Source organism: Micromonospora sp. NPDC092111, assembly GCF_044755745.1.
In the GTDB taxonomy this organism is placed as follows: Bacteria; Actinomycetota; Actinomycetes; order Mycobacteriales; family Micromonosporaceae; genus Micromonospora.
This window is the reverse complement of record NZ_JBIVRQ010000001.1, coordinates 848,454-862,397: the sequence shown is the minus strand read 5'-3', so window position 1 is coordinate 862,397 and position 13,944 is coordinate 848,454. Positions and strand designations below refer to the sequence as shown.

At 72.3% G+C, this 13,944-nt stretch carries 10 protein-coding genes; 5 read left to right on the top strand and 5 right to left on the bottom strand.

Annotated features, from left to right (window positions below; genetic code table 11):
* Positions 1 to 426 precede the first annotated feature (426 nt).
* From ACIQG9_RS03555 to ACIQG9_RS03540, 4 genes are all read right to left on the bottom strand, one after another.
* Positions 427 to 2,277, bottom strand: a complete 1,851-nt coding sequence (locus ACIQG9_RS03555) for an MFS transporter (RefSeq protein ID WP_400398056.1) — start codon at positions 2,275 to 2,277, stop codon at positions 427 to 429.
* 58 nt (positions 2,278 to 2,335) lie between these two features.
* Entirely contained in the window at positions 2,336 to 3,091 is a 756-nt protein-coding gene (locus ACIQG9_RS03550) for an ABC transporter permease (RefSeq protein ID WP_400398054.1), read from the bottom strand.
* Positions 3,092 to 3,104: 13 nt separating this feature from the next.
* On the bottom strand, positions 3,105 to 4,064 hold the full coding sequence (locus tag ACIQG9_RS03545) for an ATP-binding cassette domain-containing protein (protein WP_400398053.1): 960 nt from the start codon (positions 4,062 to 4,064) through the stop codon (positions 3,105 to 3,107).
* Positions 4,065 to 4,192: 128 nt separating this feature from the next.
* The gene (locus ACIQG9_RS03540) at positions 4,193 to 4,804 is read right to left on the bottom strand and encodes a PadR family transcriptional regulator (protein WP_400398780.1); all 612 of its coding nucleotides are present in this window, start codon (positions 4,802 to 4,804) and stop codon (positions 4,193 to 4,195) included.
* A 148-nt stretch (positions 4,805 to 4,952) separates the two neighbouring features.
* Between ACIQG9_RS03540 and ACIQG9_RS03535 the strand changes: the two genes are divergently transcribed.
* The gene (locus tag ACIQG9_RS03535) at positions 4,953 to 6,710 is read left to right on the top strand and encodes an acetyl/propionyl/methylcrotonyl-CoA carboxylase subunit alpha (protein WP_400398051.1); all 1,758 of its coding nucleotides are present in this window, start codon (positions 4,953 to 4,955) and stop codon (positions 6,708 to 6,710) included.
* 646 nt (positions 6,711 to 7,356) lie between these two features.
* Positions 7,357 to 8,796, top strand: a complete 1,440-nt coding sequence (locus ACIQG9_RS03530) for a GuaB1 family IMP dehydrogenase-related protein (protein ID WP_400398050.1) — start codon at positions 7,357 to 7,359, stop codon at positions 8,794 to 8,796.
* Positions 8,797 to 8,854: 58 nt separating this feature from the next.
* Here the strand turns inward: ACIQG9_RS03530 and ACIQG9_RS03525 are convergent, their stop codons facing one another.
* Positions 8,855 to 9,418 carry a TetR/AcrR family transcriptional regulator gene (locus ACIQG9_RS03525; RefSeq protein WP_400398049.1) on the bottom strand — a complete coding sequence of 188 codons (564 nt, stop codon included), beginning with the start codon at positions 9,416 to 9,418 and terminating at the stop codon, positions 8,855 to 8,857.
* A gap of 207 nt (positions 9,419 to 9,625) precedes the next feature.
* Between ACIQG9_RS03525 and ACIQG9_RS03520 the strand changes: the two genes are divergently transcribed.
* From ACIQG9_RS03520 to ACIQG9_RS03510, 3 genes are read left to right on the top strand one after another with little or no spacing between them, the layout of a single operon-like run.
* Positions 9,626 to 10,150: a MarR family winged helix-turn-helix transcriptional regulator gene (locus ACIQG9_RS03520; RefSeq protein WP_400398779.1), complete on the top strand. Its 525-nt coding sequence runs from the start codon at positions 9,626 to 9,628 to the stop codon at positions 10,148 to 10,150.
* Positions 10,144 to 11,877 (top strand): ABC transporter ATP-binding protein, encoded by a 1,734-nt coding sequence (locus ACIQG9_RS03515; protein ID WP_400398047.1) that lies wholly within the window; start codon positions 10,144 to 10,146, stop codon positions 11,875 to 11,877. The genes ACIQG9_RS03520 and ACIQG9_RS03515 overlap by 7 nt, the downstream gene beginning before the upstream one ends.
* Entirely contained in the window at positions 11,874 to 13,907 is a 2,034-nt protein-coding gene (locus ACIQG9_RS03510) for an ABC transporter ATP-binding protein (protein ID WP_400398045.1), read from the top strand. The genes ACIQG9_RS03515 and ACIQG9_RS03510 overlap by 4 nt, the downstream gene beginning before the upstream one ends.
* Positions 13,908 to 13,944: the final 37 nt, after the last annotated feature.

Here is a 13,944-nt window from a genome sequence, read left to right as displayed (position 1 = left end):
ACACCCGACGCAACGCGGCACCTCGCGGTCCAGTCGGCCCGAAGTGGATCAACGGACACCCGACGCAACGCGGCACCTCGCGGTCCAGTCGGCCCGGAGTGGATCAACGGACACCCGACGCAACGCGGCACCTCGCGGTCCAGTCGGCCCGGAGTGGATCAACGGACACCCGACGCAACGCGGCACCTCGCGGTCCAGTCGGCCCGGAGTGGATCAACGGGCACCCGACGCAACGCGGCACGTCGCGGTCCGGTCGGCATGGGGTGGGTCAGCGGGCACCCGACGGACGTCGGGCCGGTCGGGGTCGACTCGGCCCCGAGGGGACAACGGACGGCGGCGCGGGCGGCGCTGCCGCAGGGGTCCGCCCCGGTGCCCGCCCCGGCCCCGGTGCTTGGGCACGCCCCGGGGCGAACCGCCCGGAGCCGGTCAGCCGATGGCGGTCGCTGTCGGGGCGCGCAGTGCGCGGCCCAGCCGCACGGTGAGCAGCACGGCCGCCGCGATGAAGCCGGGCAGTAGCAGGAAGGCGAGGTGAGGCCCGAACCCGTCGGCCACCGCGCCCAGCGCCACCGGCGCGATCCCGAAGCCCACCCCCATCGAGTACGACGACCAGCCCGCTGCCTTGTCCGCGGCGGGACCGGCGACGGCCAGCGCGATCGAGATCGCCAGCGGGTAGTGCAGCGCGTTGCCCAGTCCCAGCACGACCAGCCCGGTCACCGCGAGCCAACCCACCGGCGCGAGCCAGAACACGACGAACCCGACCAGCGACACGGCCAGCGCGGCGAGCAGCAGCGACGCGGGCGGCCAGCGCAGGGCGAACCGCCCGCCGGCCAACCGGCCGAGGAACATCCCGCAGACGATCGCGGCGACGGCGGCGGACGCGGAGCCGGCGGTCATCCCGGCGTGCGAGCGGAGCACGTCGGCGGTCCAGAGCGACAGGCAGACCTCGATCGAGCCGGTGACCGCCATCAGCACCCAGGCGATCCAGTACGCCCGGGGCAGCCGCCCGTCGGCAGCCGGCGAACGCAGGCCGCCAGCCCCCGCCCGCGACCCGTCGGTGGAGACGGCCCCGCCGACCCCACCGCCGCCAGTCAGCGACCCGGCGGTGAAGCCGACCTCCCCGACTCCGTCGCCAGCCCGAGGTCCGCCGGTGCCGTCGACCCCACCGCCGCCGCGAGACCCGAGGGTGGACGTGACCCCGCCGCCAGCGCGAGACCCGACGGCGGACGTGACCCCGCCGCCAGCGCGAGACCCGACGGCGGACGTGACCCCGCCGCCAGCACGGGACCCGACGGCGGACGAGAACCCGCCGCCAGCACGAGACCCGACGGCGGACGTGACCCCGCCGCCAGCACGGGACCCGACGGCGGACGTGACCCCGCCGCCAGCACGGGACCCGACGGCGGACGAGAACCCGCCGCCAGCACGAGACCCGTCGGTGGCGGCGGTTCCCGCGGCCCGACCGTGGCCGGTGCCGGGTTGCCCCGCCGCCGTCACCCCGACCGGCTCCGGCAGCGGGGCAGGCAGCAGGACGGGTAGCGGGGCGGGGTCGATCGCCCCGGGCGGGTCGGCGGCAGCCACAGTGACGGGGACAGCCGCAGTGACGGGGAAAGCCACAGTGACGGGGGCGGCGGCAGTGACGGGGCTGGCGGCAGTGACGGGGGCGGCGGCAGTCGCGGTAGCGGTAGCGGTAGCGGTAGCGGTAGCGGGGCCGGCCTTCGGCAGGCGTACCCGGAAGAGGCGGGCGGCGAGCGCGACCAGCGCGATGAGCCCGACCTCGACGGCCATCACCGGTCGCCAGCCCAGCCCGGCGTCGACGCTGGCGCCGATGACCAGCGGGGCGAGGATCCCCATGCCGGCGCAGGCCGCGTTGGCCTCGGTGAGCGCGGCGGGCGCGGCCTCGCCGTGCCGGGCGGTGAGCACGACGGCGACACCGCTGATCACCATCATGCCGGCGGTGGCGATCACGGCGACCGCGGCGAGGGTGGCCGGCAGCGGCCGGAACGTGCCGAACGCGGTGACGCCGACGGCGACCCCGGCCAGGCCGGACCAGATCGCCGGACCACGGCCAAGCCGCCGGGCGAGTGGGGCGAAGAGCGCGCCGCCGAGCAGCGCCCCGACCGCGATGGCGGTGCTGTGCAGGCCGGCGACGGCGGCGCTGGTGCCCTGTTCGTCGCGGAGCAGCGGGACGACCGGGCCGAAACCGTAGAGGAAGAAACCCCAGAGCCCCAGTTGGGCGTAGGTCAACCAGGTGGTCCGGTCATGGGTGAGGCGGGGCACTGGCCTTACGCTACAAGCGCGCGACCGGTACCCCGCCCCAGGTGAGAGGCAGGTCTCGTCAGCGGACGCTGCGGGCGAACTGGCGGGCCGCCCAGAACACCCCGGCGGCGGCGAGCACCGCGATGATGCTCAGCCCCTGCCAGACCTTGTCGTTGCCGAGATCGCCGGCGAACAGCGCCCGGGTACCGTCGACCGCCCAGGAGAACGGGTTCCACTCGGCGACGCCCTGAAGCCAGCCGGGGGCAAAGGTCAGCGGCAGCAGGATGCCGGAGAGCAGCAGCACCGGCTGGGCCACGGTGTTCATCAGCGGGGCGAGCGCGTCCTCACTCTTGACCTTGAGCGCGACGCCGTACGAGACGGCGGAGGTCATCAGCGCGATCAGAGCCAGCAGCAGGTACGCCAACAGCAGGTCGCCGATGAAGACACGCAGGTCGAACAGGAGCGCCAGCAGGGTGATGATGACCGCCTGCACCATCAGCGAGACGACGTCGCGCAGCGAGCGGCCGAGCAGCAGGGCGAGCCGGCTGATCGGGGTGACCCGGGACCGTTCGATCACCCCGGCGCGCAGCTCGGCGATCAGCCCGAAGCCCTGGAACAGCCCGCCGAAGATGGCCAGCAGCACCAGCAGACCGGGTACGAATATCTTGTACGCCGCCGCCTGGGTGGGCGCGTTCAGCGCCGGCTTGAGCAGTGGGGCGAAGAGCAGCAGGTACATCACCGGCTGGAAGACGCCGACGAAGACCCAGACCGGGTTGCGCAGCAGGAGCTGGATCTGCCGTTGGAAGATCAGCCAGGTGTCGCGGGCGAGTTTCATGGTCTCTCCGTTCTCAGGACTCGCGCAGCGAGCGGCCGGTCTTGGTGAGGAACACGTCGTCGAGGCTCGGGCGGTGCAGCTCGATCGAGGACATGGTCAGCCCGGCGTGGTCGAGCCGGCGCAGGATCTGCGGGATGGCGGTGGCGCCCTCGTCGACGTAGAGGCGCAGCCCGCCCTCGTCGGCGGTCTCCAGCTTGTTGACGTACGCCTCGGAGTCGAGGAGCTGGGCGGCCTGCGGGGTGGCCGCCGCGTCCAGCCCGACGAGGACCACGTCGCCGGAGATCTCCCGCTTCAGCTCGGCCGGGGTGCCCTCGGCGACCACCTCACCGTGGTCCATGATCGCGATCCGGTCGCAGAGCGCGTCGGCCTCGTCGAGGTAGTGGGTGGTGATGAAGACGGTCATGCCCTCGGCGCGCAGCCGACGGATCTCGTCCCACATGTGGGCGCGGCTCTGCGGGTCGAGGCCGGTGGTCGGCTCGTCCAGGAAGACGATCTTCGGCTCGTGGATGATGCCGAGGGCGATCTCGACCCGCCGTCGCTGGCCGCCGGAGTAGGTCTTGCACTTGCGGTCGGCGTACTCGGTGAGCTGGAAGGCCTCCAGGGCGCGAATCGCGCTGGCCTGCGCGTCGGCCTTGCCGATGCCGTACATCCGGGCCTGCAGGACCAGCTCCTCGCGGGCGGTGGACTCGTCCCAGGTGCTGCCGCCCTGGGCCACGTAGCCGATCCGGCGGCGCACCTCGGCCGGGTCCTTGAGCAGGTCGGCGCCGGCGATGGTGGCCTCGCCGTCGTCGGGCTCGATCAGCGTGGCGAGCATCCGCAGGGTGGTGGTCTTGCCGGCGCCGTTCGGCCCGAGGAAGCCGAAGATCTCGCCCTCGGCGACCTGGAGGTCGACTCCCCGTACGGCGTCGACCGTCTTCGTCTCCCGACCCTGTCGGGAGCGAAACGACTTCCGCAGCCCCCTGGTCTCGATCATCTCTGCTCCTGGTCGTCCGGGCCGGGCCTCTGCCGGCCGCCGCCTGCCCTGGGGACGCCACAAGGCGCACTCCCCCCGTGGTTCCGGGGAGCAGGCTAACGCGATATAGCTCCTGTGGTCAACGTTGATTATTGCGCGTTCCGAGCGCGCGGCGGCCCGCCGTCCGTCCAGCTCGACCAGCCCTCCGCCCCGACCAGTTCAGCAGGCAGGTACGACACCCCGGAGTCGATCCGCTCGGCGATCCGGACACACCAGGCGACCTCCGCCTCGGCCCGGGCCAGCCAGAGTTCGAACATCCAGCCCACGTGCACCGGTTTGCTGTGGCGCACCCAGTCCGAGTCCAACGAGGCACGCATCGACTCGACACCCGCCCGCAGCAGGTTCGCCCGGTTACGCAGGGCCGCCGCCGCCTCCTCGCGGGGCATCGCCGGCAGGAAGGAGAAGGCCGCCACGAACGGGTCCTGGACCTCGTGCACCTGCCACCACTGCCCCCGCAGCAGGGTCTCGAACTCGTCCTCGCCCTTCGGAGTCACCTCGTACGTGGTGCGCGCCGGACGACCGCCGACCTGCTCGGTGGCGACGGCCCGGAGCAGCCCCTCGTCGGTGAGCTTGCGCAGGGCGTGGTAGATCGAGCCGGGTTGCACGTTGGCCCACCTGTCCGCGCCCCAGCTCAACAGTTCACGGCGTACGTCGTAGCCGTGCACGGGCTGCATCCAGCGGACCAGGCCCAGGATCATCATCCGAGTCGCAGACACCGGACAAGCGTAATAGCCAAGTTTGACTAGCAGCCGATACCACCAGTGCGGCATCCCACACTGAGCGATCGTTAGGGAGGGTCCAGGGCGGCCGATACACTCCCGGTCAACGACCCCCGGGAGGAGCACCAAGGTGCGCAAGGTACTCATCGCCAACCGCGGAGAGATCGCCGTCCGCGTCATCCGGGCCTGCCGCGACGCCGGCCTGGACAGCGTCGCCGTCTACGCGGACTCCGACCGGGACGCCCTGCACACCACCCTCGCCGACGAGGCGTACGCCCTCAGCGGCGACACCGCCGCCGACAGCTACCTGCGCATCGACAAGCTGATCGACATCGCCGGGAGGTCCGGCGCGGACGCCGTCCACCCCGGCTACGGGTTTCTCTCCGAGAACGCCGACTTCGCCCAGGCCGTCCGGGACGCCGGGCTGACCTGGATCGGCCCCACCCCGCAGGCGATCCGCGACCTCGGCGACAAGGTGACCGCCCGACACATCGCCCAGCGGGCCGGCGCGCCGCTGGTCCCGGGCACCCCGGACCCGGTCGGCAACGCCGACGAGGTGATGGCCTTCGCCGTCGACCACGGCCTGCCGGTGGCCATCAAGGCCGCCTTCGGCGGCGGTGGGCGCGGCCTCAAGGTGGCCCGCACCATGGAGGAGATCCCGCACCTGTTCGAGTCGGCCACCCGCGAGGCGGTCGCCGCGTTCGGCCGGGGTGAGTGCTTCGTCGAGCGCTACCTCGACCAGCCCCGCCACGTCGAGGCGCAGGTCCTGGCCGACCAGCACGGCAACGTGATCGTGGTGGGCACCCGGGACTGCTCGCTCCAGCGCCGGCACCAGAAGCTGGTCGAGGAGGCTCCCGCGCCGTTCCTCACCGAGGCGCAACGCGCCCAGATCCACGACAGCGCCAAGGCGATCTGCCGGGAGGCCGGCTACCACGGCGCCGGCACGGTCGAGTACCTGGTGGGTGCCGACGGCACCATCTCCTTCCTGGAGGTCAACACCCGGCTCCAGGTGGAGCACCCGGTCACCGAGGAGACCGCCGGCATCGACCTGGTCCGTGAGCAGTTCCGGATCGCCGACGGCGAGAAGCTGCGCCTCACCGAGGACCCGACCCCGCGCGGGCACGCCATCGAGTTCCGGATCAACGGCGAGGACCCGGGCCGCAACTTCCTGCCCGCCCCGGGCACCATCACCGCGCTGCGGCTGCCCACCGGCCCGGGGGTCCGGGTCGACACCGGCGTCACGGCCGGTGACGTGATCGGCGGCAACTTCGACTCGCTGCTGGCCAAGGTGATCATCACGGGTGAGACCCGCGCCGAGGCGATCGAGCGGGCCCGCCGGGCACTGGACGAGATGGTGGTCGAGGGGATGGCCACCGCGCTGCCGTTCCACCGCCTGGTCGTCCGGGACCCGGCGTTCACCGCCGAGCCGTTCACCGTGCACACCCGGTGGATCGAGACCGAGTTCGCCAACACCGTGCCGGCGTTCACCGCCACCGCCACCGCCGGCTCCGCCGAGGCGGCGGCGGGGCGCGAGACCGTGGTGGTCGAGGTGGGTGGCAAGCGGCTGGAGGTGACCCTGCCCGCCGGCTTCGGCGGGGGTACGTCCACCGCCGCGCCGGCCGCGAGGAAGCCGGCCCGCCGGGGCGGCGGGGCCACGGCTGGCGCGGCGGCCAGCGGCGACACGCTCACCTCCCCCATGCAGGGCACCATCGTCAAGATTGCCGTCGCGGACGGGGACACCGTCGCCGAGGGCGACCTGGTCGTCGTCCTGGAGGCGATGAAGATGGAGCAGCCGTTGCACGCCCACAAGGCCGGCACGGTCAGCGGGCTCTCCGCCGAGGTCGGTGCGGTCATCACCGCCGGCGCGGCGATCTGCACCATCGCCTGAACCGCCCCCACCCCACCCCACCGTCGTCCCGCCTCGCGTCACCTCGCCCTCGCCTCGCGGTCGTCCCCGCCCCGCCGTCGTCTGCTGCTGCTGCTGCTGCCCAGCTTGGTCGGCGCGTCGCCGTCGACAGCCTGATTGCTCGATGAGCGGTATGCCGGTGAGGCATAAATATGCCTCACCGGCATACCGCTCACAGTGACTTATGCCCGCCCCGAACCTGCCAAGCGGGAGGAGAGAACCGGCCGGCGCACCCACCAACACCTGCCAGGCGAGAGGGGCGCGGCGCTCTTGGCGACCGGTAGCGACTCACCGGTTGATATCCGCCGGCGCACCAACCGACACCTGCCAGGCAAGAGGGACAGAGACCTGGCCGGCGCACTAAACCGACACCAACCCGGGGCGAGTAGGGCGGCGGCGGTCCGGAGCCGGTCCGCCAGCTCGTACCTGCCAGGCGAGAGGGACAGACCTTGCCGGCGCACCACCAACACCTGCCGGACGGGAGGACAGGGACCGGCTGGCGTACCCGAGTGGCGGCTGGTCTCGGCGGGCGACGGGTCACGGCCGGGCGGGCCGCGAGGGCGTCGGCGCGGTGGTGGTTTGGACCACAGCGGCGGCGGGAGGGGCCGGCAGCGGGAATGATGGCCGGGTGCGGTTCCTTCATGGCGCGGTTCCCGCGCACGACCTGACCTACAACGACGTCTTCATGGCGCCGGCCCGTTCCGAGGTCGGATCCCGGCTCGACGTCGACCTGGCCACCGGCGACGGCACCGGCACCACCATCCCGCTGGTGGTGGCGAACATGACCGCGGTGGCCGGCCGGCGGATGGCCGAGACGGTGGCCCGGCGCGGCGCCATCGCGGTGATCCCGCAGGACATCCCGATCGAGGTGGTGGCCACCGTCGTCGCCTGGGTCAAGCAGCGGCACCTGGTGCACGACACCCCGATCACGCTCGGCCCGACCGACACCGTCGGCGACGCCATCCACCTGCTGCCCAAGAAGTCGCACGGCGCGGTGGTCGTGGTCGACGAGTCCGGCCGTCCGCTCGGCGTGGTCACCGAGGCGGACACCGTCGGGGTGGACCGGTTCGCCCAGCTCCGGCACGTCATGTCGACCGAGCTGCACACGGTGCCGGCGGACGCGGACCCGCGTACCGGGTTCGATCGGCTCAACGCGGGCCGACGCCGGCTGGCCCCGGTGGTGGACACCGACGGCCGGCTGGTCGGGGTGCTCACCCGGCAGGGCGCGCTGCGCGCCACCCTCTACAAGCCTGCCGTGGACGACCGGGGTCGGCTGCGGATCGCCGCCGCGGTCGGCATCAACGGCGACGTCACGGGCAAGGCCGAGGCGCTGCTCGCAGCCGGGGTGGACACCCTGGTGGTGGACACCGCCCACGGGCACCAGGAACGGATGATCTCCGCGCTGCGGGCGGTCCGCAAGCTGGACCCGGGCGTCCCGGTGGCGGCCGGCAACGTGGTCACCGCCGACGGGGTACGCGACCTGGTCGAGGCGGGCGCGGACATCGTCAAGGTCGGGGTCGGGCCGGGCGCGATGTGCACCACCCGGATGATGACCGGGGTCGGCCGGCCGCAGTTCTCGGCGGTGCTGGACTGCGCGGCGGCGGCCCGCGCGCTGGGCCGGCACGTCTGGGCCGACGGTGGCGTCCGGCACCCCCGGGACGTGGCCCTGGCACTGGCCGCCGGGGCGTCCAACGTGATGGTCGGCTCCTGGTTCGCCGGCACCTACGAGTCTCCCGGTGACCTCTACACCGAGCCGGACGGCCGGCGGTACAAGGAGAGCTTCGGGATGGCCTCGGCGCGGGCGGTCAGCGCGCGGACGGCGGAGGACAGCGCCTTCGACCGGGCCCGGAAGGCGATCTTCGAGGAGGGTATCTCCACCGCCCGGATGTACCTGGACCCGAGCCGCCCCGGCGTGGAGGACCTGATCGACGAGATCATCTCCGGGGTGCGCAGCGCCTTCACCTATGCCGGCGCGCGCAACCTGGACGAGTTCCACGAGCGGGCGCTGGTCGGCGTGCAGAGCACCGCCGGCTACACCGAGGGGATGCCGCTACCCACCAGTTGGTGACCCTCCGCGCGGGGCCCGAGTCAGCCGACGCGGCGGGAGCGGCCACGGGGCGGCGGAGTCAGTCGAGGAGGCGGCGGATCACCGCTCGGGCGGCGGCCTCGGGGTCGGTCTCGACGTCCGGCGGCAGGACGCCGGCGAGCCAGAGGGTGGCGAAGCCGTGCACGATCGACCAGGCGGCGAGCGCGTCCTGCCGGGCGTCGCCCGCCGTCGCCCGACCCGCCGGCAGGGCGGCCGCGCCGGAGCGCAGCACGGCACCCGCGCGGCTCCGGGCGGCGCGCACCTCCGGCGCGTCCGCGCGGTAGACGTCGGGTCGGAACATCACCTCGAAGTACGCCCGGTGGCGTACGGCGAAGGTGACGTACGCCACCCCGACGTCGAGGTGGTCGTCGCCGGCCGCGTGCAGCGCCCCGGCCAGCAGGTCGAACCCCTCGACGGCCAGGGCGGTGAGCAGGCCGGCCTTGTCGCCGAAGTGGTGCGTCGGGGCGGCGTGCGAGACGCCGGCGCGGCGTGCGAGGTCGCGGAGATTGAGCGCCGCCGGCCCGGAATCCCCGATCGCCGTCACCGCCGCTTCGAGCAGGGCGCGACGCAGGTCGCCGTGGTGGTAGCCGCGGGTGCCGGTCATGCCGCCTCCCCCACTCGACACCGACGAGACAGCCATCGGGCCCGCAATCCTGTTGCCATAAAGATTCGACCGGGGAAAGGTTCCCGTGGTTCCGTTGACCGCCCTGCTGTCCCGGGCGGCCGCCGCGCGAGATTCCGCACCTCCACCACGGGCGACCGTTTTTCATTTGGGGCCTGACGATCCGGGGGCTAACATACCGGCGTGCAGATGGATCCACTGGTCCGCTTCCCCGACGCCCTCCATGGCGTACCGCTCGGGCGGCTGCTGTCGGTCGCCGGCCACCTCGTCGACCAGCACTGGGGGCGGTACCTCGCCGAACACCACGGCCTCACCCCGGCCGGGATGCGGGTGCTGTTCATCCTGACCCGCCTCGGCGACACCTCCCATCGGGAGGTCGCCGAGCGCTGCTTCGTGCGGCCCGCCACCCTCACCGGGATCGTCGACACCCTCGAACGGGACGGCCTGGTCGAGCGCCGTCGTGACGAGGCCGACCGCCGCAGCGTCCGGCTCGCCCTCACCGACCAGGGCCGAGAGCACACCCAGGCGCTGTCCGAGCTGATGCACACCGACAATCCGCTCACCTCCGTCGATGCCGATCCGGCCCGGCGCGCGGTGATCCGGGATTTCTTGATCGAAGTCATCACGACCATGTCCGACGGGGAGGACAACAGGTTGAGAACACATCACCAGGAACCCACCGACCACCTGACGCCCGGGAGCCGTCCGTGCTGATCCGCCTGCTGCGCAGCTACCTGCGCCCGTACCGCCGGCCACTGCTCGCGGTGGTGCTGCTCCAGTTCGTCGGCACCATGGCCTCGCTCTACCTGCCGAGCCTGAACGCCGACATCATCGACCTCGGCGTGGCCCGGGGCGACACCGACTACATCCTGCGTACCGGCGGGTGGATGCTCCTGGTCAGCCTGGTCCAGATCGCCTGCTCGGTGGCGGCCGTCTACTTCGGCGCCCGCACCGCGATGGCGTACGGCCGGGACGTCCGATCGGCCATCTTCGGGCAGGTCAACCGCTTCTCCGCCCGGGAGGTGGCCCGCTTCGGCGCACCCTCGCTGATCACCCGCAACACCAACGACGTGCAGCAGGTGCAGATGCTCGTGCTGATGAGCTGCACGATGCTGGTCGCCGCGCCGATCATGAGCGTCGGCGGCGTGGTGATGGCGCTCCGCGAGGACCTCGGGCTCTCCTGGCTGATGCTGGTCAGCGTGCCGGTGCTGGCGATCGCGCTGGGGCTGATCATCAGCCGGATGGTGCCCGGCTTCCGGCTCATGCAGACCCGGATCGACACGGTCAACCGGGTGCTCCGCGAACAGATCACCGGCATCCGGGTGGTCCGGGCGTTCGTCCGGGAGCCGTACGAGACCGACCGCTTCGGGGTGGCCAACGCCGACCTCACCGCCACCGCCCTGCGGGTCGGCCGGCTGATGGCGCTGATCTTCCCGGTGGTGATGCTGGTGCTGAACGTCTCCAGCGTCGCGGTGCTCTGGTTCGGCGCCCAGCGGATCGACTCCGGGCAGATCCAGATCGGCGCGCTGACCGCGTTCCTCGCGTACCTGATGCAGATCCTGATGGCGGTCATGATGGCCACCTTCATGCTGATGATGGTGCCCCGCGCGGCGGTCTGCGCCGAACGCATCACCGAGGTGCTGGACACCGAGTCCTCGGTGGTCCCGCCGGCCGCGCCGGTGACCCGGGTCGACGGCCACGGCGAGCTGGAACTGCGCGGCGTCTCCTTCCAGTACCCGGGCGCGAGCGCACCGGTGCTGCACGACATCTCGTTCCGGGCCACCCCGGGCCGGACCACCGCCGTCATCGGGTCCACCGGCGCCGGCAAGACGACCCTGCTCACCCTGATCCCGCGCCTGGTCGACTCGACCACGGGCGCGGTGCTGGTCGACGGGGTCGACGTACGGGAACTCGCCCCCGAGGAGCTGTGGCGGCGGATCGGCCTGGTGCCGCAGAAGCCGTACCTGTTCACCGGCACGGTGGCCAGCAACCTGCGGTACGGCAACCCGGACGCCACCGACGACGAGCTGTGGACGGCGCTGGAGATCGCCCAGGCCAGGGACTTCGTGTCGCAGATGTCCGGCGGGCTGGAGGCCCCGATCGCGCAGGGCGGCACGAACGTCTCCGGCGGGCAGCGGCAGCGCCTGGCCATCGCGCGGGCCCTGGTCCGCAAGCCGGAGATCTACCTCTTCGACGACTCGTTCTCGGCGCTCGACCTCGGCACCGACGCCCGACTGCGGGCGGCGCTGCGGCCGGTCACCGCGGACGCCGCGGTGGTGATCGTGGCCCAGCGGGTCTCCACGATCGTCGACGCCGACCAGATCATCGTGTTGGAGGACGGAGGCGTGGTCGGGATGGGCCGACACGAGGAACTGCTCGACAACTGTCCGACGTACGCCGAGATCGTGGCGTCCCAGCAGACCACGGGGGTGCCGGCATGACGACGTCCGTACCCGAGCAGAAGAAGGCCCCGGCGGAGAGCACGCCGAAGCGGCTGCCGGAGGCCGGCCGGCGCGGCGGCGGCCCGCCGTGGATGGGCGCCGGCATGCCGGCGGAGAAGTCGATGAACTTCGGGCCGTCGGCCCGGCGGCTGCTCGCCCGGCTGCGACCGCACCGGATGCACCTGACCGGCATCATCGCCCTGGCGGTGGCCAGCGTCGGGGCCAGCGTGATCGGCCCGAAGATCCTCGGGCACGCCACCGACATCATCTTCGCCGGGGTGATCGGCCGGCAACTCCCGGCCGGCAGCACCGTCGACCAGGCGGTGGCCGGGATGCGGGCCGCCGGCAACAACAACTTCGCCGACATGCTGGCCCGGATGGACGTGGTCCCCGGGGTCGGCATCGACTTCGACGCCCTCGGCCGGACGCTGCTGTTCGCGCTCGGCCTCTACGTGGCGGCCAGCCTGCTGATGTGGTGGCAGGGCTGGCTGCTCAACGGGGTGGTGCAGCGCACGGTGCTGCGGCTGCGCGCCGAGGTGGAGGAGAAGCTCAACCGGCTGCCGCTGCCCTACTTCGACCGGCAGCCCCGGGGTGAGCTGCTCAGCCGGGTCACCAACGACATCGACAACATCTCGCAGACCCTGTCGCAGACGCTGAGCCAGCTACTCACCTCGTTGCTGACCGTGGTCGGCGTACTGGCGATGATGTTCTGGATCTCACCGCTGCTGGCCCTGGTCGCGCTGGTCGCGGTGCCCATGTCGGTGATCGTCACCCAGCAGATCGCGAAACGGTCGCAGCAGAAGTTCATCGCCCAGTGGAGCCACACCGGCGAGCTGAACGGCCAGATCGAGGAGGCGTTCACCGGTCACGAGCTGGTGAAGGTCTTCGGCCGGCAACCGGAGGTGGAGGCCAGCTTCCACGCCAAGAACGAGGAGCTGTTCCGGGCCAGCTTCGGCGCCCAGTTCATCTCCGGGATCATCATGCCGGCGATGATGTTCGTCGGGAACCTGAGCTACGTGGCGATCGCGGTGGTCGGCGGCCTGCGGGTGGCGTCCGGGTCGATGAGCCTCGGCGACGTGCAGGCGTTCATCCAGTACTCGCGGCAGTTCACCCAGCCGCTCACCCAGGTCGCCTCGATGGCGAACCTGCTCCAGTCCGGGGTGGCCTCGGCCGAGCGGGTCTTCGCGGTGCTCGACGCCGACGAGCAGACCCCGGACCCGGCCACGCCGGCCCGGGTCGCCGAGCCGCACGGGCGGGTCGAGTTCGAGCACGTCTCCTTCCGGTACGACCCGGAGAAGCCGCTGATCGACGACCTGTCGCTGGTCGCCGAGCCCGGCCACACCGTGGCGATCGTCGGCCCGACCGGTGCCGGGAAGACCACCCTGGTCAACCTGGTCATGCGCTTCTACGAGCTGGATGCCGGTCGGATCACCCTCGACGGGGTGGACATCACCACCATGCGCCGGGACGACCTGCGCGGCCGGATCGGCATGGTCCTCCAGGACACCTGGCTCTTCGGCGGCACCATCCGGGACAACATCGCCTACGGCCGCCCGGACGCGACCGAGGAGGAGATCCTGGCCGCCTCCCGGGCCACCTTCGTGGACCGGTTCGTCCGCAGCCTCCCCGCCGGCTACGACACCGTCATCGACGAGGAGGGCAGCAACGTCAGCGCCGGCGAGAAGCAGCTCATCACCATCGCCCGGGCGTTCCTGGCCGAGCCGTCGCTGCTGATCCTGGACGAGGCGACCAGCTCGGTGGACACCCGCACCGAGGTGCTGCTGCAACGGGCGATGGCGGCGCTGCGCTCCGACCGGACCAGCTTCGTCATCGCGCACCGGCTGTCCACCATCCGCGACGCCGACCTGATCCTGATGATGGAGAACGGCCGGATCGTCGAGCAGGGCACCCACCAGCAACTGCTGGCCGCGCAGGGCGCGTACCACCGGCTGTACCAGTCGCAGTTCACCGGGGCGGTGGTCGACGACGAGGCCGACGCCGCGCCGGAGCCGACGCCGGTGCGGGGCTGAGCACCGTGCCGACAGCGTCGGGGGCGGGGCCGGGGTC

Bases quoted from the DNA above. Each gene is read 5' to 3' on its own strand.
- ACIQG9_RS03545 (WP_400398053.1), bottom strand. From the start codon at position 4,064: ATGATCGAGACCAGGGGGCTGCGGAAGTCGTTTCGCTCCCGACAGGGT.
- ACIQG9_RS03525 (WP_400398049.1), bottom strand. From the start codon at position 9,418: ATGACCGGCACCCGCGGCTACCACCACGGCGACCTGCGTCGCGCCCTG.
- ACIQG9_RS03550 (WP_400398054.1), bottom strand. From the start codon at position 3,091: ATGAAACTCGCCCGCGACACCTGGCTGATCTTCCAACGGCAGATCCAG.
- ACIQG9_RS03510 (WP_400398045.1), top strand. From the start codon at position 11,874: ATGACGACGTCCGTACCCGAGCAGAAGAAGGCCCCGGCGGAGAGCACG.
- ACIQG9_RS03540 (WP_400398780.1), bottom strand. From the start codon at position 4,804: ATGATGATCCTGGGCCTGGTCCGCTGGATGCAGCCCGTGCACGGCTAC.
- ACIQG9_RS03520 (WP_400398779.1), top strand. From the start codon at position 9,626: ATGGATCCACTGGTCCGCTTCCCCGACGCCCTCCATGGCGTACCGCTC.